The 20,408-nt window shown below is 63.3% G+C and carries 16 protein-coding genes; 10 read left to right on the top strand and 6 right to left on the bottom strand.

Annotation, left to right across the window (positions count from 1 at the left end):
* The first annotated feature begins 3 nt into the window (after window positions 1–3).
* The 4 genes from ACTYOL_RS18965 (at window position 4) to rssC (ending at window position 4,103) form a co-directional block, all read left to right on the top strand.
* On the top strand, window positions 4–912 hold the full coding sequence (locus ACTYOL_RS18965; RefSeq protein ID WP_444756923.1) for a LysR family transcriptional regulator: 909 nt from the start codon (window positions 4–6) through the stop codon (window positions 910–912).
* A 154-nt stretch (window positions 913–1,066) separates the two neighbouring features.
* The gene (mgrA, locus tag ACTYOL_RS18960) at window positions 1,067–2,107 is read left to right on the top strand and encodes an L-glyceraldehyde 3-phosphate reductase (protein ID WP_197891627.1); all 1,041 of its coding nucleotides are present in this window, start codon (window positions 1,067–1,069) and stop codon (window positions 2,105–2,107) included.
* A 332-nt stretch (window positions 2,108–2,439) separates the two neighbouring features.
* Window positions 2,440–3,624 carry a two-component system response regulator RssB gene (rssB, locus tag ACTYOL_RS18955; protein ID WP_054894423.1) on the top strand — a complete coding sequence of 395 codons (1,185 nt, stop codon included), beginning with the start codon at window positions 2,440–2,442 and terminating at the stop codon, window positions 3,622–3,624.
* Window positions 3,621–4,103 carry an anti-sigma factor antagonist RssC gene (rssC, locus tag ACTYOL_RS18950; RefSeq protein WP_054894422.1) on the top strand — a complete coding sequence of 161 codons (483 nt, stop codon included), beginning with the start codon at window positions 3,621–3,623 and terminating at the stop codon, window positions 4,101–4,103. Before rssB ends, rssC begins: the two co-directional genes overlap by 4 nt.
* A gap of 28 nt (window positions 4,104–4,131) precedes the next feature.
* Here the strand turns inward: rssC and ACTYOL_RS18945 are convergent, their stop codons facing one another.
* The 3 genes from ACTYOL_RS18945 to dusA all read right to left on the bottom strand — a co-directional run bounded on the left by ACTYOL_RS18945 (window position 4,132) and on the right by dusA (window position 8,368).
* Entirely contained in the window at window positions 4,132–6,024 is a 1,893-nt protein-coding gene (locus ACTYOL_RS18945; protein ID WP_444756922.1) for an alkaline phosphatase D family protein, read from the bottom strand.
* A 202-nt stretch (window positions 6,025–6,226) separates the two neighbouring features.
* Window positions 6,227–7,153 carry a transaldolase gene (tal, locus tag ACTYOL_RS18940; RefSeq protein WP_444756921.1) on the bottom strand — a complete coding sequence of 309 codons (927 nt, stop codon included), beginning with the start codon at window positions 7,151–7,153 and terminating at the stop codon, window positions 6,227–6,229.
* A 195-nt stretch (window positions 7,154–7,348) separates the two neighbouring features.
* Window positions 7,349–8,368, bottom strand: a complete 1,020-nt coding sequence (gene dusA, locus ACTYOL_RS18935) for a tRNA dihydrouridine(20/20a) synthase DusA (protein ID WP_416765485.1) — start codon at window positions 8,366–8,368, stop codon at window positions 7,349–7,351.
* 325 nt (window positions 8,369–8,693) lie between these two features.
* Between dusA and ACTYOL_RS18930 the strand changes: the two genes are divergently transcribed.
* Together ACTYOL_RS18930 and ACTYOL_RS18925 are read left to right on the top strand one after the other, a co-directional pair.
* The gene (locus ACTYOL_RS18930) at window positions 8,694–8,879 is read left to right on the top strand and encodes a hypothetical protein (protein WP_444758165.1); all 186 of its coding nucleotides are present in this window, start codon (window positions 8,694–8,696) and stop codon (window positions 8,877–8,879) included.
* Between the two features lie 137 nt (window positions 8,880–9,016).
* Complete coding sequence (locus ACTYOL_RS18925) at window positions 9,017–10,258, top strand: M20/M25/M40 family metallo-hydrolase (protein ID WP_444756920.1); 1,242 nt, start codon at window positions 9,017–9,019, stop codon at window positions 10,256–10,258.
* A 154-nt stretch (window positions 10,259–10,412) separates the two neighbouring features.
* On the opposite strand, the gene ACTYOL_RS18920 is transcribed toward ACTYOL_RS18925, so the two are convergent.
* The 3 genes from ACTYOL_RS18920 to ACTYOL_RS18910 all read right to left on the bottom strand — a co-directional run bounded on the left by ACTYOL_RS18920 (window position 10,413) and on the right by ACTYOL_RS18910 (window position 14,721).
* Complete coding sequence (locus ACTYOL_RS18920; protein ID WP_444756919.1) at window positions 10,413–10,652, bottom strand: DUF3077 domain-containing protein; 240 nt, start codon at window positions 10,650–10,652, stop codon at window positions 10,413–10,415.
* A gap of 13 nt (window positions 10,653–10,665) precedes the next feature.
* Window positions 10,666–10,914, bottom strand: a complete 249-nt coding sequence (locus tag ACTYOL_RS18915) for a hypothetical protein (protein ID WP_197891635.1) — start codon at window positions 10,912–10,914, stop codon at window positions 10,666–10,668.
* 489 nt (window positions 10,915–11,403) lie between these two features.
* Window positions 11,404–14,721: a type III effector HrpK domain-containing protein gene (locus tag ACTYOL_RS18910; protein ID WP_444756918.1), complete on the bottom strand. Its 3,318-nt coding sequence runs from the start codon at window positions 14,719–14,721 to the stop codon at window positions 11,404–11,406.
* Between the two features lie 528 nt (window positions 14,722–15,249).
* Here ACTYOL_RS18910 and ACTYOL_RS18905 point away from each other — a divergent pair.
* The 4 genes from ACTYOL_RS18905 to ACTYOL_RS18890 are packed head-to-tail and all read left to right on the top strand — an operon-like array spanning window position 15,250 to window position 20,364.
* Window positions 15,250–15,732, top strand: a complete 483-nt coding sequence (locus ACTYOL_RS18905; RefSeq protein WP_054895549.1) for a formate dehydrogenase subunit gamma — start codon at window positions 15,250–15,252, stop codon at window positions 15,730–15,732.
* Window positions 15,729–17,279, top strand: a complete 1,551-nt coding sequence (locus ACTYOL_RS18900) for a formate dehydrogenase beta subunit (protein WP_444756917.1) — start codon at window positions 15,729–15,731, stop codon at window positions 17,277–17,279. The genes ACTYOL_RS18905 and ACTYOL_RS18900 overlap by 4 nt, the downstream gene beginning before the upstream one ends.
* Window positions 17,276–20,164: a formate dehydrogenase subunit alpha gene (fdhF, locus tag ACTYOL_RS18895; protein ID WP_444756916.1), complete on the top strand. Its 2,889-nt coding sequence runs from the start codon at window positions 17,276–17,278 to the stop codon at window positions 20,162–20,164. The genes ACTYOL_RS18900 and fdhF overlap by 4 nt, the downstream gene beginning before the upstream one ends.
* Window positions 20,161–20,364, top strand: a complete 204-nt coding sequence (locus tag ACTYOL_RS18890) for a formate dehydrogenase subunit delta (RefSeq protein WP_444756915.1) — start codon at window positions 20,161–20,163, stop codon at window positions 20,362–20,364. Before fdhF ends, ACTYOL_RS18890 begins: the two co-directional genes overlap by 4 nt.
* The last annotated feature ends 44 nt before the right edge of the window (window positions 20,365–20,408 follow it).

Below are 20,408 nucleotides of genomic sequence, written 5' to 3'. Positions count from 1 at the left end.
CCCATGGCGGCATTCAAGCGCTCCGATCTGGCGGACCTGAACGTATTCTTCACCATTGCACGTCGCGGCAGTTTCGTCGATGCCGCCAACGAGCTCGGACTGACCGCCTCGGCGTTGAGTCATACGATGAAGAAGCTCGAAGATCGCCTCGAAGTCCGCCTGCTCAATCGCACCATCTGCTCGGTTGCACTGACCGCCGCCGGCAGCGACCTCATGCAGTCCCTGGCCCAGGGCTTCGAAGCCATCGGCCACGGCCTCAATGCCCTCGAAGACCACCGTAAGGCGCCCGTCGGTCGCCTGCGCCTGAACATTCCCCATGACGCGGGGCGCCTGCTGATCCTGCCGGTGCTTGATCGGTTCCTGTCGCGCTTCCCCCAGGTGCACCTCGATCTGGTGATGGACGATCGCATGCTCGACATCGTTGCCGAAGGCTTCGATGCCGGCATCCGCTTCGGTGCAACCGTGCCCCAGGACATGATCGCCATCCCGCTGACCGGCGCGTTGCGTTGGGTTGTGGTTGGCGCGCCGGCATACCTGGACAAGCACGGCCGGCCTACATCGCCCGCCGAGCTCATGCAGCATCGCTGCATCCAGATGCGTATCGGCGACGATTCGGTCTACCCCTGGGAGCTGGGTGACGGGGAACGGCAGGTGCGCATCGAAGGGCCGGGGCCGCTGCGCCTGAACGCCAGCGACATGGCCATTGGCACCGCAGTTGCGGGGTTGGGCCTGGCGTACTGCCTGGAAATGCGCGTGCGCGAAGAGCTGCGCAGCGGTGCGCTGGAAGTGGTGATGCCGCAATGGGCCTCCAGCGACGAGCCGCTGGTGATGTACTACCCCAGCCGCCGCCAGACGCCACCCGCCCTGCGTCAGCTGATCGAGCTGATTCGAGCCGATCAGGGCCTTTCATGAGCCTGGTCTGACCAAATGATGAAAATGGTTCAGCATGGCGCTGAGTTCTTTTCTGTCTGAAGTTCGCGCGTTTGCTGATTGAATGGATTCAGCGGTGGTCGCGCCGACAGGCTGCGCACTGCCTAGCATGTAACCAGACCAAGAGGTGAACTTGATGACTTATTTTGCCGATCCCGGTCGCTATGAGGGCGCCATGCCCTATCGTCGTGTTGGGCGCAGCGGCCTGGTACTGCCGGCCATTTCCCTGGGCCTGTGGCAGAACTTCGGCGGCGTGGATCAGTTCGAGACCGGTCGCAGCCTGCTGCGCCGAGCCTTCGACCGTGGTGTCACGCACTTCGACCTGGCCAACAACTACGGCCCGCCTGCCGGCTCCGCCGAAGAACACTTCGGGCGCTGGATGGCCCAGGATTTTGCCGCCTACCGCGATGAGCTGGTGATCTCCACCAAGGCCGGCTGGCACATGTGGCCGGGCCCTTACGGCGGCCCGACCGGCTCGCGCAAGCACCTGATCGCCAGTTGCGAGCAGAGCCTGCGACGCATGGGCCTGGATTATGTCGACATTTTCTATTCGCACCGGGTCGATGCCGACACACCGCTGGAAGAGACCATGGGCGCGCTGGCGCAGTTGCACCGCCAGGGCAAGGCCCTGTACGTGGGCATCTCCTCCTATTCGCCGGAATTGACCCGCGAAGCTTCAGCAATCCTGGCTTCTGAAGGCGTGCCGCTGCTGATCCACCAGCCCAACTACTCGATGCTCAACCGCGATATCGAGCAGGGCTTGCTCGGCACGCTCGACGATCTGGGTGTCGGCTGCATCGCCTTCTCGCCGTTGGCCCAGGGCATGCTCACCGACAAGTATCTGCAGGGCGTGCCAAGCGAATCGCGCGCCACCCGGGGTGGTTCGCTGCCGTCGCGCATGCTCGGCGATGACAACCTGGCGCGAATCCGCGGCCTCAACGACATCGCCCAGGCCCGCGGCCAGACCCTGGCGCAGATGGCGATCGCTTGGGTGCTGCGTGATTCGCGGGTGTCCTCGACGCTCATCGGCGCACGTACGCTGGCACAGCTCGACGATTCCCTCAATGCGGTGGGCAATCTGCAGTTCACCCCTGACGAGTTGGCCGCCATCGACCGTCATGCCACAGACGGTGGTGTCGACCTCTGGAGTGTGTCGTCGCACATCGGTCGTCGCTGAAACCTGATCTTCTCCAGACCTGCCCGCGAGTAGCCTCAGGCATTTACATCCTGTAATTGTCTGGCCGCTCAAGGGCTTTTCTATACCCAACCGTATGCCAAACGGCCCTGTCAAATAACCGCTGGTGATTAGCACAGCGAACTCGACCCTCGTATGCTTGAAACGCCCCGCGGATGGGAGTACCGTCTGCGCCTTACAGGGCACCACTGCGATTTGCCGGACAGGTTTTCTTGTCCTACACCTCAAAGAGAAGTGGTCACAGAGTATTCCAGTAGCCGTCCGTCGCCCTTGCCGATGTCCGCTACGCCAACCAATCGGCGCCGTTCGCCCACATGCAGAAAACCAGTGCAACGCTGCTGATCATCGATGACGACGACGTGGTCCGTGCAAGCCTCGCCGCCTATCTGGAAGACAGTGGCTTCAGCGTCCTCCAGGCCGGTAATGGCCAGCAGGGGCTCCAGGTCTTCGAAGAACACCAGCCCGACCTCGTGATCTGCGATCTGCGCATGCCGCAGATGGGCGGCCTCGAATTGATCCGCCGGATCACCGAGCACGCTCCGCAGTTGCCCGTGATCGTGGTATCCGGTGCGGGCGTCATGAGCGATGCGGTCGAGGCCTTGCGCCTGGGCGCGGCCGACTACCTGATCAAGCCGTTGGAAGACCTTGCCGTGCTCGAGCACTCGGTGCGCCGTGCGCTCGACCGTTCGCGCCTGGTGCTCGAGAACCAGCGCTACCGCGACAAGCTCGAAGCTGCCAACCGGGAGCTGGAAGCCAGTCTGCACCTGCTGCAGGAAGACCAGACCGCCGGTCGCCAGGTGCAGATGAACATGCTGCCGGAAAAGCCGTGGACTGCGGGCGATCTGTCGTTCGACCACCAGATCATTCCCTCGCTCTACCTCTCCGGCGATTTCACCGATTATTTCCGCGTCGACGAGCGCCGCATCGCCTTCTACCTCGCCGACGTGTCCGGCCATGGCGCGTCTTCGGCCTTCGTCACCGTGCTGCTCAAGTTCATGACCACCCGCCTGCTGTTCGAATTCAAGCGCAACGGCAAGATGCGCGAGTTCAAGCCGTCGCAGGTGTTGGCGCACATCAACCGTGGCCTGATCAACTGCAAGCTGGGCAAGCATGTGACCATGGTCGGCGGGGTGATCGACGAAGACACCGGCCTGATGACCTACAGCGTCGGCGGCCACCTGCCGCTGCCTGTGCTCTATACCCCGGGGCAGGCCCGCTATCTGGAAGGCCGTGGCCTGCCGGTGGGGCTGTTCGATGAAGCCACCTACCAGGACCATGTGCTCGAGCTGCCGCCGCGCTTCAGTCTCACGCTCATGTCCGATGGCATCCTGGACCTTTTGCCTGGGGATACACTCAAAGATAAGGAAGCGGCCTTGCCGGAAATCGTCAAGACCGCGGGGGGCAGCCTGGACGGGCTGCGCCAACGATTCGGATTGGCTACGCTTGGGGAGATGCCGGATGATATCGCCCTATTGGTGTTGAGCAGGAACCTTCAATGAGTACCGGTAGAATCCAGTTCGCCGAGCAGAGCGGTACCTTCGTGCTGAAATTCGTCGGTGAAGTGCGCCTGACCCTGTGTTCGGCGCTGGATGCGACGATCGAGAAGATCTTCACCGCACTGAATTTCTCGGCCATCGTCATCGACCTGACCGAAACCGAAAGCATCGACAGCACCACCCTGGGCCTGCTGGCCAAGCTGTCGATCCTGTCGCGGCAGAAGGTCGGCCTGCTGCCGACCGTGGTCACCACCAACCCGGACATTTCCCGGCTATTGCAGTCGATGGGATTCGACCAGGTATTCAACATCGTCGACCGTCCGCTGCCATGCCCGGATTGCCTGAGCGACTTGCCATCGCAGGATCAGAACGAAGAAGTGGTGCGCTCCAAGGTGCTGGAGGCGCACAAGATCCTCATGGGCCTGAACGACTCCAACCGCGAAGCGTTTCGTGATCTGGTGAGTGCGCTGGAGCGTTCCTGATTCGGCGCCAATGGCGCCCCGGGATCCGCTAGCGGTCCCTCTCACCACACCGCACGAACTCCGTCGCTTCATCGCCCTCGGCACTCAGCTGGACAACCCGCGCCGGCCGCCCCTGCTCGTCGAAGAATACCTGCCCCAGGCCCGCACCATTCCACAGCCGCTCCCCGGCCTTGCTTCGGCTTGGCACGCGCGGCACCACCTCCATCGATCGGCGCTGGGTGAACCAGTTGAGCGGCGAGCGCGGTGAGTACAGCCAGCGGTTCAGACGGTCGAGCACATCCAGCAGGCGCACTGGAAAGGTGTTCTTGATCCCGCTGCTGGTGACCTGCCACAGGTGTGGGCTGCGTTGGTGGTGGCGGATCAGCACTTCGTAGACGAATGAATAATGCACGTCCCCGGACAGGATCACATAGTGTCCCGGTGTGCGGGAATGGCGGAAGATATTCAGGATCACCTGAGCGGCGCCGCGATGGGCCATCCAGTTCTCGGCATCCACCAGCAGCGGGTAGCCCAGTGCAGTAAACACCCGCTGCACCGTCTCGATCAGCTTGACCCCGAAAATCGGCGCCGGTGACACGATGATCGCTGACGGATGATCGAGCAGGGCCTGCTGCAGTTCGCACAACGCTTCCCAGTCAAGCAGCCCGGACGGCTTGCCCAGCTTGCTTTCGCTGCGCCAGCGTCGGGTGCGGGTGTCCAGTACGCGTAGCGGTGGGTCGCTGGGCAGGTCGTACTGCCAACCTTGGAAACGCAGCAGATCGCCGATCAGTGTATCCAGGGCCTCACCGTCCAGTGCGCCCTGCGGTGCATTTGCAGTCAGTGCCTGCAATCCCTCGACCAGCGTTGTGCAGCCCTTGGGGTCGTTGCCCCAGCCTTGGCACAGCAGGTAGCCGAGCAGGGCGTTGCCGATGATCCGGCGCGAGAAGGGGTGGCCATAGGCGGTCTGCTCCCATTGCGCCGACAGGTTCCAGTCATCGGTGATGTCGTGGTCGTCGAAGATCATCAGGCAGGGCAGGTGCGCCATGACGCGCGCCACCTGGCCCAGTCCGTCGCGGAACGCCTCGATCAGCGGCAGTTCGTCCTGGTAGCGCTGCTGGCGCGTGACAGAGAGTCCTTCGGGCGCCTCCAGCCCCACCAGTGTCCAGGGTATGGGCGACCAGACCAGCAGGTACATGGCCATGACCTCGGCGAAGGTCACCAGATGATTGTCGGCATTGCTCGACGAGAAGATCGGCTTGCGCTTGCCCCGGAAGAAACGCCGGCGCAGCGGCTCATTGCCCTGCTGGGCTGGCAGCAGGTCGGCGCGATGGTAGTAGCAGGCGGGATGACGATAGAGCGCCTGGCCGCTGTCGACCAGCGCGCCGTCGAGAGGCTCGTCGAACAGCTTCAGGCGTTCGATCAAGCCGTGGATGGCCTTGAGGGTGGGGCCGGCCACATCGTCGGCATACACCTGGTCGCCGGTCATCATCAGCAGTGCCGGGCGTTGTTCAGGGGGTGGGTTGTCGAGCAGCAGGCGGTCGGCGCAGAGCAGGCCGTCGGCGGCGGGGTGATGGGGTTTGCGGCACGAGCCGTGCAGCAATGGATCGATACGCTTGCGCAACACGAAGCTCGGACGACTGGCACCTGGGTACAGCAGGTGCGGCGCCCAGTCGGCGATGCTCTGATCATTGTCCAGGTGCAGGTCGTACTCCAGCAGCACATCTTCGGGCAAGGGCTGGTCGAAGTGCAGGCTCAGCAGGTGTACATGAGCATGTTCGCCTATGGCGACGACCTGGCACTCCAGTTGGCTGCCGACGTGCGGGCAGTCCAGCACGAACTTGGGGTTCAGTGATCGTGAAGCGACCAGCCAGATGGCCAGGCGTTGCGGTTCCAGGCGGCGCAGTACGGGGCCGGCTAGGACGAGGGGGAGGGTGGTGGTCATTGCTTCCATCTGTTGGGAGGCTGCCGGCCCCATCGCGGGACAAGCCCGCTCCTACAGCAGCACCTATTCCGTGGCAGGGCACATGCTTCTGTGGGAGCGGGCTTTTACCGCGATGGGCCGGCAGCTTCTTTTTCGAATACACAAACGCAAACGGGCGGGAAATACTCAGTACTTCCCGCCCGTTCCACAACTCGGATATGTGTCAGCCTTTGTCGGCCATCAACGCCTCGAGCTTCTCCTGGTCGCGTGCAAACTGGCGAATGCCTTCGGCCAGCTTCTCGGTGGCCATGGCATCCTCGTTCATCGCCCAGCGGAACTGGCTCTCGTTCAGCACTTGCCTGGCTTCGCCGGTATTGCCCGGCTTGAGGATGCGCGGCAGCTCGCCTTGGTCGTCGCTCAACTGTTGCAGCAGTTCCGGGCTGATGGTCAGGCGATCGCACCCGGCCAGTTGCTCGATCTGCCCGACGTTGCGGAAGCTCGCGCCCATGACCACGGTGTCGTAGCCGTTGGTCTTGTAGTAATCGTAGATGCGTGTCACCGACTGCACGCCTGGATCCTCGGCGCCGACGTACTCTTTGCCGGTGCTCTTCTTGTACCAGTCGTAGATACGGCCCACGAACGGCGAGATCAGGAACACCCCGGCATCGGCACAGGCCTGGGCCTGGGCGAAGGAGAACAGCAGCGTGAGGTTGGTCTGGATGCCTTCCTTTTCCAGTTTCTCGGCGGCGCGGATGCCTTCCCAGGTGGAGGCCAGCTTGATCAGCACGCGATCCTTGGAAATGCCGGCAGCTTCGTACAGCGCGATCAGTTGGCGTGCCTTGTTCAGCAACGCCGGCTCATCGAACGACAGGCGTGCATCCACTTCGGTGGAGATACGCCCGGGGATGACCTTGAGAATGCCCGCGCCCACGGCCACCGCGAATTTGTCGCAGGCCAGGTCGACGTTGCCCTTGGCATCAGCCTTGACCTGTTTGAGCAGGTCGGCGTAACCCGAGATGGCCGCGGCCTTGAGCAGCAGCGACGGGTTGGTGGTGGCATCGACCGGCTTGAGGCGGGTGATGGCATCCAGGTCCCCAGTGTCGGCGACCACGGTGGTGAACTGCTTGAGTTGTTCCAGCTTTGAGGTCATGGGCGTGCTCTGTCCTGATGCTCTGTCCTGTGAGTGTCTTGACATTACCCGAGCCCTGGCGGCCACTCAAGGCCAAACACCGGCTAAGGCTATCCTGCGTCATGCGGGCGCGGGCTGGCCCCGCGATGGCCACATGGCAGCCCCTGGATGGGGCATCGACTCCCCCTTCGAGTCCAGCCCCCGCCCAGGGTTCCCCTAGCGTCCGGCCAGCAACTCTGCCGCTTGCTCGACCACCTTCAGCGGCTCGGCCGCCTTGTGAATGTCTGCCGACAGCAACTGGCGGAACCGCCGCGCCCCCGGGAATCCCTGGCCCAGGCCGAGGATATGCCGGGTGATGTGATGAATGGCCCCGCCGCTTTCTACATGCGCCACCAGATACGGCATCAGCCGCGCCATCGCCTCGCTGCGCGTCACGACGGGCGCGTCGCTGGCGAACAGTTGTTGATCCACCTCGGCCAGCAGGTACGGGTTGTGGTATGCCTCGCGCCCCAGCATCACGCCGTCGAAGGTCTGCAGGTGCGTGCGGCATTCGTCGAGGGTCTTGATACCGCCGTTGAGCACCAGCTCAAGGTCCGGGAAGTCCTGTTTCAACTGCGCCGCCACCTCGTAGCGCAGCGGCGGCACTTCGCGGTTCTCCTTCGGCGACAGGCCCTCGAGGATCGCGATCCGTGCATGCACGGTGAAGCTGCGACAGCCCGCGTCGCGCACCTGGCCGACGAAGTCGCACAGCTCGGCATAGCTGTCGCGGCCATTGATGCCGATGCGGTGCTTGACCGTCACCGGAATCTCGACCGCGTCGAGCATCGCCTTGACGCAGTCGGCCACGAGCGCCGGGTGGCCCATCAGGCAGGCGCCGATCATATTGTTCTGCACCCGGTCGCTGGGGCAGCCGACGTTGAGGTTGACCTCGTCGTAACCCGCCTCCTGCGCCAGACGAGCGCAGGCGGCGAGTTCAGCCGGGTTGCTGCCGCCCAACTGCAGGGCCAGCGGGTGCTCGGACTCGTCATGACGCAGGAAACGCGCCGCATCCCCGTGGAGCAGGGCGCCGGTGGTGACCATTTCGGTGTAGAGCAGGGCGCGTTGGGAGAGCAGGCGCAGGAAGTACCGGCAGTGGCGGTCGGTCCAGTCCATCATGGGTGCAACGCTGAACCGGCGGGAGGGTTCAGGGCGCGTGGTTTGTGGGTTTGAGGCTTGTGAAGCAGTGCGTTCGTTCAACGTATTCAGTACCGATTACCGACAATTTTGTCGCGTTGTACCCTTCGCTCGGGGCGCTGTACCAACAAAACAGCGACAGGAGGCGTTCAAGACGCCAGTTTACCAAGAGCACCACGTATTTGCCTGTATAGCCTTGCTTGCCGCGGCCCCGGTGGTCAGTCCGGTATGGAACCATTGCCTGCGAAACAACCTACGGCTTGGGTAGCTCCCAGCTGATTTTGCCGAACGTTCGCCTTAAGATAAGTTATTCGTCCCAACCAACCCGCGCCATGTCGAAACCCACAAACAGCCCGCACCGAAGGGAAGACTCATGCATCCATACGACATGCCCCAAGCCGAAGCGGAGAAGATTCACGTCGAAATCGCCAAACTGATGGCAGAGACTCGCAAGCTCAATGCCGAAGCAGGCAAATTGACCCGAGAAACCTTCTGGTACCCGATCGGCATCGCGACCGGTCTGGTGACAGCAGTGGCGGGCATCACCGCATTGACAATCAAGGCCTTTGCCTAAATCTCCGGCCCCGCAATCGCGGGGTCTCCTGCATCAAGGCCAATGGCCTGCATTTCATCAAATGGTCTACAAAGCTGGCGCCAGCGCCATCGATGGTCAAAGCTGCAGGTTCCCCTTGCATTGATAAAGGACTTCGCATGCCCATCCGACGCTCACCGATCGCCGCTGCCATCGCCTTGTCATTCCTGTCGTTTTCCGCCCTTGCCGCCAACCTGACTCCCGACGCGCTACTGAAAAAGGCCGAAGCCGAGCAGAAGGCCTATCTCGCGACCGTCAAGCAACTGGTCAATGTCGATACCGGAACCGGCCAGGCGCCGGGGCTGAAAACCGTCAGCGCTCTGCTGGTCGAGCGGCTCAAGGCGTTGGGTGCCGAGGTCAAGACCAGCCCTGCAAGCCCCTCGGCGGGCGACAATATCGTCGGCACCTTCAAGGGCACCGGCAGCAAGTCGTTCCTGCTGATGGTCCACTACGACACGGTGTTCCTGCCGGGCACCGCTGCCAAGCGGCCGTTCAAGGTCGAGGGCGAGCGTGCCTATGGTCCTGGCGTGGCCGATGCCAAAGGTGGTGTGGCGATGATCCTGCATTCGCTGAAGCTGCTGCAGGACGAGAAGTTCAAAGGCTTCGGCACCTTGACCGTACTGTTCAACCCGGATGAGGAAACCGGCTCCAGCGGCTCGAAGGCGATCATCGCGGAGCTGGCGCGCAAGCATGACTACGTGTTCTCGTACGAGCCCCCGGACAAGGATGCGGTGACGGTCGCGACCAATGGCATCAATGGCGTATTTCTCGAAGTGAAAGGCAAGTCTTCCCACGCAGGCTCCGCACCTGAGGCTGGGCGTAATGCCGCCATGGAGCTGGCCCACCAGATGCTGCAGTTGAAGGACCTCGGTGACCCGGCCAAAGGCACCACGGTCAACTGGACGATGGTCAAGGCGGGCGACAAGCGCAACATCATTCCCGCCAGCGCCACGGCCGAGGCGGACATGCGCTACTCGGACCTGAGCGAAAGTGACCGGGTGCTGGCCGACGCGCAACGCCTGGTGCAGAAAAAACTCATCGAGGGCACCGAAGTGACGGTGCGCCTCGACAAGGGCCGCCCGCCGCTGGCGAAGAACGCCGGCTCCGAGCAGCTGGCGAAAACCGCCCAGGCGCTCTATGCGAAGATCGATCGCAACATCGAGCCAATCGCTATGCGTTTCGGGACTGATGCGGGCTATGCCTACGTGCCCGGCAGCGAGAAGCCGGCAGTGCTTGAAACCATGGGCGTGGTGGGAGCGGGATTGCATGCCGATGACGAGTACATCGAGCTGTCGAGCATCGCGCCGAGGCTTTATCTGACAGTGGCATTGATCCAGCAATTGTCTGCGGCGGCGAAGTAAGCGCGCGTAGGATCAGGTGGTTATAGTCCTGCTGTCACTGACTACGCCAGTTTGATTTGCCGGGGTGTCTGCTTCGATGGCAAGTCGGGGCGCCGAACTGCCGCCCCTACAGGGGCGGGCAGTGTATTGCAGGCTATGTGGCCGCCGCAGTTACTCAAGGCGAGTGATTTCTGGCGACTTCCAGGTCGTTCATCAATGCTTTGGCCATGGCGCTCAGATATCTCAGGGCGACCATGGTCGCAGGCGTGATTGATTCATCACCCATTTCGCTCAGGTCGCGCACGCATCCCAGTAGTAGCGAGACTTCGTCGAAAGCCTGGCCGACGGGAATGCCGGGTTCCACGCGGAATATCCCTAGCGCAGTGGCGATGCCGGGTGTGGTGCCTTCATTCATCGGCAAACCTCTTTCACATCCGCCTCAGTGCATGTTCGATCAAGGCGCGAGCCGTTTCTGCGGCGTGCGCTGCGTTGGCGAGCATGTTCAGGCCAGGAGTACCGGCCAGGGCCCGGCAGTGCTCGTCGAGGGTTTCGCTGACGCCGCGCAACAGTTCGCTGGCGTGAGCCAAGGCGTCGGGCGGAATGAGGTCGGAATGGATGGAGAAGTAGCGGTTGTTGACGAGTTTGAGTCGGGGTGGATCGGGGACGATCTTTTTCATGGCTAACTCCCATTAAGCAAAGTAGCCACCTTCATCATCCCTCTCACAGGATAAGGGTGGCAGCGGTGCGTGGGGTGAGAGACCGGCGAGAGTTAGCAAAAACCGGCCAGGCAGAAGCCTGCCCACGCACTGCTGCCATAGCAGTGCCGCCAACTCTTCAGTAAAGCCGGGCTCTCACCCCCGGTCGCCATAAGGGCGACCCGGGGAAATTAGCCCTGATGCTTATCTTCAACAACAGAGAAACGGCTGCGTGCTGCGTAGGATAATTCCCAGGCGGCCTTGAGCTGAAGTATTGGCGGAGAGATTCGGAATTTTCTGGGGTGTAGTGGAGGGCAGCGGCGGTTCAGCGCCCCGACTTTTCCTGGGAACACGGGCGTAGCCCGTGCCTGGCAGCGCGGTGTTTTTTTCGCGGGCAAGCCCGCTCCCACAAGGCCCACGCAGGTTTTGACAACCTTGCATCGCAGGCCAGCAGGCGCGGGCAGCCTTGCCTCAGCCGTAGGCGAAGTTGTACTCCTCGTCGCGATCCTCCTGGGTGATCGGTCCGCCGGTCAGGTCGTACTTGTCCAGCACCGGCTTGAGCTCGCCGAAGAACTGGTCCTGCATCTTCTCGCGCTTGGCTACTTCGATGATCGGCAACACGATCCCGGCTACCAGCCCGATACCCGCCGTGGCCCAGCCCAGTACGCCGGAGAAGGCACCGGCGATGGCGCCGACATCGGCCAGACCGAACAGGCCCGCACCGCCTTCGATGATCGAGGTGATCGCCGCACCTGTGCCCAGCGCGCCGGTGGTCAGCGAGAAGCCGGCCCCGACCTTGTCACCGGCGAAGGCGCTGTTGACGCCGCTGATCAGGCCCAGCACGCCGCCGATGAAGCTGCCCGCACCGCCGATGACCTTGCCCAGGTTGCCCAGGCGGTTGATACCGTCGGTGTTCTGCACCATCTTGCCGGTCGGGAATTCGCCGATCGGCGCGGGTTTGGACGGATCGACCGGGGTAGGTTTCCAGACCATGCCATAACCGGCTTCCTTGGCGTACTTGGTGCCGCCCTCGATGATCAGGCCGGCGAATTGCATGCCTGCCGAAACCCGCGAAGCGTTGTCGGTCGGGCTGTTGCCACCGGTGGCGGAACGGGCAGCCAGCACACCACCGGCGAGCAGGGCGCTGCCGATGTGCAGCAGGCCTTGCTTGTAGGACTCGCTGACATTGAGCTTCAGACCGTCGATCGACTTGGGCAGGACGTCGCTGATCTTCTCGCCTTGGCGGTTGGTGTCCCACACCGAGCGCAGCATCGAGATCACATCCTGCGGGCGGATCGGCGTACCGCTGGAGTCCTTGAACATGTCCGGATCGTCGGCCATGGCCTTGTCGATGATGGCCTTGGCCTTGTTTTCATCGAAGTTGCCGCTGCCGTCGCCAAAGATATCCTTGAGCGTGGTGTTGTCGGCACCGTCGATCAGTGAATCGGACACTGCCTGGTTGATGCGCTGGCCGACTTCGGAGGCTTCCTGCGGCGTCACCTTGTCACCGAGGAACTCCTTGAACAGCGCGGCATTGGAGGCGTACTGGCCGATGACGGTCATCGGGTCGCCGCCTTTGGACAGGCCGTCCTCCAGGCCCTTGCCGTTGAGGATGTGCTCGCGGAAATACTGCTCGATATCCCCGGACTTGCCCGACTTGTCGGCGATCGATGCCAGGTCGACGTTGCCGTCGCCGCCCAGGGCGAGGTCGGTCAGGGTGGCATCGGTACCGGCCATGGCGAGGGCGTCGGGCAGCGACAACCGGTTGCCATTGGCATCCTTGGTGGCCAGGGCGGTGTTGATGATGTTGCCGCTGTTGATCTGGCTGTCCTGGCTGTGCTGTAGCGCTTTCTTCATCGCCGGGTCGGCGTTGATGATGTCGCGCATGCCCGGGCCCTGGTTTGCGGCCATGTAGGCCTTGACGTCCGCGTCGTTGCCCAGCTTGGAGATGGCATCGTCCAGCTGCTTCATGACCTTGGACTTGGTCGGGTTGAGGTGGTATTGGCTGTCGGCGGTGATACCGGCATACAGGTCGCCGTCGACCTTGTCGCTGGCCTGCAGGCGCGCACGCGCGTCGGTGATCTCCAGCATGGCCGCGGCCTTGGTCTTGCCGTCGTAGTTCTCGGGGTGCTCGAGCACGTCCTTGGTCAGCTTGGAGGTGTCCACGCCCGCCAGGGAGCCGCGAATCGAGGCGTTGCTGAGCATCATCAGCACGCCGTGGTCGTCCTTCGGCGCCTGGTTTTCCAGCCAGGCGCCGATGTTCTTCTGCTGGACGATGCCGTCGGAGGAGGCGGTCGCGGGGTGGTCGCCGGCCGAGTCCATCACGTGCCACATGCCCGGGTTGGACCAGTAACCGGCAGCGCCGGTCAGCTCGGGGCTCAGGCCGCTGTCGGACTTGATCGCGTTGAGGTTGTCGGTGGTCAGGCTGCCGTTGTTGGCACGCTGGTTGTCGCCCCACATGGCCGGGCCGGCGCTGCTGACCAGCGAGATGTTGGCCATGACGATGGCTGCGGACTTGGCGTTTTCCTTGGCCAGGTCGGAAGCGCCCGGGTTTTTCGAGAGAAACTTCGAATAGGAAGAGGAGGCAGCCGACAGATCCTTGTTCTGCTGGCTGATGAACTTGTCGACATCGGCGTGGGTGATGACCCCATCGCTCTTGCCCAGGCCCCCGCTGTCCAGGGCGTTCATCAAGCTCGGGCTGCCCGCCAGGTACTTGAGCGTGGCCTGCGCCTCGGGCGGCAGGTCGCTGGGTGGGTTGGCGAAGTCGATCTTGCGGTCGTGCAGGCCCCATTTGTCCCAGTTGTCGCTGAGCATCTTGGCGGCGGCGCGCGGACGCTCCAGGTCTTTTTCGGCCTGGGTGGGCTTGTCGCCGCCCTTGTTGCCGGTGATGGTGTCCCAGTCGCGCACACCGCTGGCGTACTTGGAGTTGTCGATCCAGCTGGTGTCGACCGCGCCGTCGACACCGAAGATGCCGTTGGACTCCTTGCTCATCGAGGCATAGAGATCCGGGCTGATGCCTTGGGAGACGATGATCTTCTCGCCGCTTTCGGTTTCGTAGCGGATCAGGCCGTGGCCCAGTTCCTCGGGCGTACCGATGGCCTTGATGCCATCGGCGGGCTCGTCGGCCTTGGCCAGGCGATAGCCTTCCTGCTCGCTCTTGTTGATCAGGGTGAGGGCTTCGCCGTCGGACTTCACCTGGTCGAACAGGGCATGGTTGGTCTCGTTGGCGACGATCACCTTGTCGCCGGACTGGGTTTCGTAGCGAATCAGGCCGGGGCCGACCTCGTCGGCAGGGCCGATGAACTTGTAGTCGTCCATGCCCGGTGGCACATCGCCGGCCTGGGCGATGCGATAGCCCTCGGCCTTGCTCTTGTTCAGGGCGTCCACGGCGTCGGTCTTGCTGGCCATGCCGTCGAACAGGTAGGGGGTCATCTGCTTGATGATGACGATGTCGCGCCCGTCGCGGGTCTTGAGGTCCAGCACGTTGTCGGAGAGCTTGGTGATCGAGGCGATGTTGGCCAGCGGGATGCCGGTGTTGCCGATATCGGCGAGGTTGGGATCGTTGAGGTGCTTGATGACTTCCGGGTCGTTAGTGGCCAGTGCGGCGGCGATTTCCGCTTCCTTCTTGTTGTCGACCGCGGCGGCGACGACGAAGCGTTTGTTGCCGGCCGGCGTGGGGTCTGGCGTGTCCTTGAAGTTGGAAAGCGAGCGGGTGACCGCAGTTTCGAAACGGGCGAGGGGATTGTCCGAGGACGTTGTGCCAGGGGCGTCGGTGTTCGAGGTTTTCATGGGGCCGGACCTAGTGATACAGGAGGATTCCGACGATAAGGAGGCAATAAGTCATATTTGTTTCAAATTGTAAAATAAACGTGCGAAGCGTGAGTTCATTATCGTTTTCACGCGTTTGCTAAATGATGTGATTGCCGCGGTGGAAGTTGTGAATTTAGTTGCCTGTCAAGTGAAGTGTTGTTTGGTAAATAGCCATTGTTGTCGGCAAGCTATTAACTAAGTGAAATGTTGTGAAATTACTCGTAACTATCTTTCCCGGATTGGCACTGCGCTTGTGGAGGTGAGCTTATGTGCAGTCTCGCATGCGTCGGTTTCAGGATGTGCCCTGTCGCTTGCACGCTACCGTTTTCGGCCAACGGTGCCATTCTTATCAGGATGTCCGACGACCGAGTGCGCACAGACGCACCGGCTTGGGCGAGGAGGGCGACCGTGACCCTGTGACCGTGACAGGCCCGGAACGCCGCAGCAGAACACCGCCGGACACCTGCCCGCACCCTCGGGCGGCTCCGGGTTGCCGAGGTCCGCTGTATGCCTGAAGAGACGCTTGACCTGCCCTTGATCCAGCGCGTGCTGGACAACCACAAGGAGGTGCCCGGCGCGCTGTTGCCGATCCTCCACGCCATCCAGCAAGGCCTGGGCCATGTACCCGATGAAGCAGTCCCCGAGATCGCCCATGCGCTGAACCTCAGCCTCGCCGAGGTGCGTGGGGTGATCAGCTTCTACCATGATTTCCGCACTTCGCCCCCGGCACGCCACACCCTGCGCCTGTGCCGCGCCGAGTCGTGCCAGAGCCGCGGCGCCGAAGCCCTGGCCGCGCAATTGCGCGAACAGCTCGGGCTGGACGACCATGGCACTACTGCCGACGGAGCATTGAGTCTGCGCCCGGTGTACTGCCTCGGCGCTTGCGCCTGCTCGCCGGCGCTGGAGCTGGACGGCCAGGTGCATGCGCGGCTCACGCCGGAGCGTCTGCAGGCTTTGGTGAACAGCTGCAGGGTGGAGGCGGGCGCATGATCAAGCTGTGTATTTCCTGCGATTCGCTGGCTCGCGCAGTGGGCTCCGACCAGGTCGCCGAGGCGTTCGAACGTGAGGCCGCGAAGCGGCAACTGCCGCTGCAGATCCAGCGCACCAGCTCGCGTGGCCTGTATTGGCTCGAGCCATTGCTGGAGCTGGAAAGCGCCGAAGGGCGCCTGGGCTTCGGACCGGTCATGCCCGAAGACGTGCCGGGCCTTCTGGAGGCCCTGGACAAAGGGGCTGAGCATCCACTGGCATTGGGCCCTGTCGAACAGATCCCTTACCTGAAGACCCAGCAGCGCCTGCTGTTTGCCCGCGCAGGCATCACCCGGCCATTGTCGCTGGATGACTATCAAGCCCATGGGGGCTTCGAGGGCTTGCGCAAGGCTGCATTGATGGACGGCGATGCAGTGGTTGCCGCGGTTCTGGATTCCGGCCTGCGTGGCCGAGGCGGGGCTGCGTTTCCAGCGGGTATCAAATGGCGCACCGTGCGCCAGGCACCGGCCGGGCAGAAGTACATCGTCTGCAACGCCGACGAAGGCGACTCCGGCACCTTCGCCGACCGCATGCTGATGGAAGGCGATCCGTTCCTGCTGATCGAAGGCATGATCATCGCCGGCCTCGCGGTCGGTGCTAGCAAAGGCTATATCTATGTGCGCTCCGAATACCCGGACGCCATTCGAGTGCTCGACGAGGCCGTGATGCTGGCCCGCGAAGCCGGTTATCTGGACGTCACCGGCAGCGGCGTGGCCTTCGAGCTCGAAGTGCGTGTGGGGGCTGGCGCCTATATTTGTGGCGAAGAGACGGCGCTGCTGGAGTCGATCGAAGGCAAGCGCGGCATCGTGCGCGCCAAGCCGCCACTGCCGGCGCTCGAGGGCCTGTTCGGCCAGCCGACGCTGGTGCATAACGTCCTGACCTTGGCTTCTGTGCCGATCATCCTGGCAAGAGGTGCAGCGTTCTATCGCGACTTTGGCATGGGCCGTTCGCTGGGCACCTTGCCGTTCCAACTGGCGGGCAACGTGCGCCAGGGCGGGTTGGTCGAGCGTGCCTTTGGCCTGACCCTGCGAGAGCTGGTCGAGGGGTATGGCGGTGGTACCGCCAGTGGTCGTCCGCTGAAAGCTGCGCAGGTCGGTGGCCCGCTGGGTGCCTGGGTGCCGCCGTCGCAGTTCGATACGCCGCTGGACTACGAGGCCTTCGCTGCCATCGGCGCGATGATCGGCCATGGTGGTGTGGTAGTCGCCGACGACACGCTGAACATGGCCGGCATGGCGCGTTTCGCCCTGCAGTTCTGCGCCGAGGAATCCTGCGGCAAGTGCACGCCCTGCCGCATCGGGTCGACCCGCGGCATGGAGGTGGTGGATCGCCTGATCGCCAGCAGCGACCCTGCTGCGCGCGAAGACCAGGCGCACCTGCTGCGCGATTTGTGCGACACGATGCAGTACGGCTCGCTGTGCGCCATGGGCGGGATGACCGCTTACCCGGTGGCCAGCGCCCTCAAGCACTTCCCCGCCGATTTCGGTCTGGCCAGCTCGGAGGCCGCGCAATGATCAACTATTTCGACCCCGCCAACAGCGACATCGACCTGGGCACGCCTGCCCGCGACAGTGAGCTGCAGGTCAGCCTGAACATCGACGGCCGTGCGATCAGTGTCCCCGCAGGCACCTCGGTGATGCGCGCCGCCGCGCTGCTGGGCACCAGCATCCCCAAGCTGTGCGCCACCGACAGCCTCGAAGCCTTCGGCTCGTGCCGCATGTGCATGGTCGAGATCGACGGTATGCGCGGCTACCCAGCTTCATGCACCACGCCGGTCAGCGAAGGCATGGTGGTGCGCACCCAGACGCCGCGCCTGGCCGACCTGCGGCGCAATGTCATGGAGCTGTACATCTCCGATCACCCGCTGGACTGCCTGACCTGCTCTGCCAATGGCAACTGCGAGTTGCAAACGGTCGCCGGCCAGGTGGGCCTGCGCGAGGTGCGCTATGGCTATGACGGCGCCAACCATCTTGACGAGGCCAAGGACGTCTCCAACCCGTACTTCGACTACGAGCCCAGCAAGTGCATCGTCTGCAGCCGCTGTGTGCGTGCCTGCGAAGACATTCAGGGCACCTTCGCCCTGACCATCAGTGGTCGAGGCTTCGAGTCGCGGGTGGCAGCGGCCGGTGGCGAGAATTTCCTCGCCTCCGAGTGCGTGTCGTGCGGCGCCTGCGTGCAGGCCTGTCCGACAGCGACCCTGACTGAGAAGAGTTTGGTCCAGCTCGGCCAGCCGGAGCGTGCGGTGATCACCACCTGCGCCTATTGCGGGGTGGGCTGCTCGTTCCGCGCCGAGATGAAGGGCGATCAACTGGTGCGCATGGTCCCGGACAAGAACGGCGGCGCCAACCACGGTCACGCCTGCGTCAAGGGGCGCTTCGCCTGGGGCTACGCCACCCACCCGGATCGCATCACCACGCCGATGATCCGCAAGCGCCTTGAAGACCCATGGCAGGAAGTCAGTTGGGATGAGGCGCTGGCCTATGCCGCCAGTGAGTTCCGACGCATCCAGCTCAAGTACGGACGCGACTCGATCGGCGGTATCACCTCCAGCCGTTGCACCAATGAAGAAGCCTATCTGGTGCAGAAGCTGGTGCGTGCCGCCTTCGGCAACAACAACGTCGACACCTGCGCGCGGGTCTGCCATTCGCCGACCGGTTATGGCCTGAAGCAGACCCTGGGCGAATCGGCCGGTACCCAGAGCTTCGACTCGGTCATGCAGGCCGACGTGATCCTGGTGATCGGCGCCAACCCGACCGACGCTCACCCGGTGTTCGGCTCGCAGCTCAAGCGCCGCCTGCGCCAGGGCGCGCGGCTGATCGTCATCGACCCGCGCCGCATCGACCTGGTCGACTCGCCCCACGCCCGCGCCGAGCTGCACCTGCAACTGCGTCCGGGCACCAACGTTGCCATGCTCAATGCCTTGGCCCATGTGATCGTCGATGAAGGGCTGCTCGACCAGGCCTTCATCGACGCGCGCTGCGAGAGTGCCGAGTTCACGCGTTGGCGTGAGTTCGTCAGCCTGGCCGAGAACTCACCCGAGACGCTTGGGCCGATCTGCGGCGTGCCTGCCGAGCAGATCCGCGAGGCGGCACGGTTGTATGCGGGCGCTGGCAATGCGGCGATCTACTATGGCCTGGGCGTCACCGAACACAGCCAGGGCAGCACGGCGGTGATGGGCATCGCCAACCTGGCCATGGCAACCGGCAACATCGGTCGCGAAGGCGTGGGCGTCAATCCGTTGCGCGGTCAGAACAACGTCCAGGGCTCATGCGACATGGGTTCCTTCCCTCACGAATTGCCAGGCTACCGGCATATCTCCAACGAGACCGTGCGCAGTGAATTCGAGCAGGCCTGGGGCGTTACCTTGCAGCCTGATCCTGGTCTGCGCATTCCCAACATGTTCGAGGCCGCGCTCGATGGCAGCTTCAAGGCGCTGTACTGCCAGGGCGAGGATATCGCCCAGAGTGACCCGAACACCCAGCACGTCACTGCGGCACTGATGGCCATGGAGTGCGTGGTGGTGCAGGACATCTTCCTCAACGAAACCGCCAAGTTCGCCCATGTGTTCCTGCCAGGCAGCTCGTTCCTGGAAAAGGACGGTACCTTCACCAACGCCGAACGCCGCATCTCGCGGGTGCGCAAGGTGATGGAGCCGCTGGCCGGCAAGGCCGACTGGGAGGCGACCGTGGCCCTGGCCAATGCCTTGGGCTACCGCATGGACTACCGGCATCCGTCCGAGATCATGGACGAGATCGCCCGCCTGACGCCGAGCTTCCACCGCGTCAGCTACGCGGAGATCGATCGTCATGGCAGTCTGCAATGGCCATGCAACGAAGCCGCGCCCGACGGCACCCCGACCATGCACATCGACCAGTTCGTGCGCGGCAAGGGGCGATTCATGCTCACCGGTTATGTACCCACCGACGAGAAGGTCAATGCCCGTTATCCGTTGTTGCTGACCACCGGCCGCATCCTCAGCCAATACAACGTCGGCGCCCAGACCCGTCGCACCCACAACGTTGCCTGGCACGATGAGGATCGCCTGGAGATCCACGCCAGCGATGCCGAAAGCCGCGGCATCCGCGACGGCGACTGGGTTGGCGTGGGCAGCCGTGCGGGGCAGAGCGTGTTGCGTGCGCGGGTCAGTGCGCGGGTGGCGCCGGGCGTGGTGTACACCACCTTCCACTTCCCCGAGTCCGGTGCCAACGTGATCACCACCGACAACTCCGACTGGGCCACCAACTGCCCCGAGTACAAGGTCACGGCGGTTGAGGTGGTGCGGGTGTTCCAGCCCTCTGAATGGCAGAAGCGCTATCAGCATTTCAGTGACGAACAGCAGCGCTTGCTCAAGGAACGGCGCCAGGCCGAGGGCCAGGAAAAAGCCGAGGTGCGCCGATGAGCAGTGACAACCTGGTCAAGATGGCCAACCAGATCGCCCACTACTTCGACAGCGAGCCGGACCGGGCGCTGGCGGTGCAGGGGGTGAGGCAGCACTTGCAGAATTTCTGGACCCCAGCGATGCGCCGGCAGTTGAGCGAATGGATCGAGTCCCATGCGGGGGAAGGACTCGATTCGAAGGTGCGGGAGGCGTTGGGGTAGTGATCTGGCCTCGGCATGACCCATGCCGAGGCCGCGCAGGCATT

Origin of the sequence: Pseudomonas sp. A014 (assembly GCF_052378495.1) — a bacterium.
GTDB lineage: Bacteria > Pseudomonadota > Gammaproteobacteria > Pseudomonadales > Pseudomonadaceae > Aquipseudomonas > Aquipseudomonas machongensis.
This window is presented reverse-complemented; position numbering and strand designations above follow the sequence as displayed.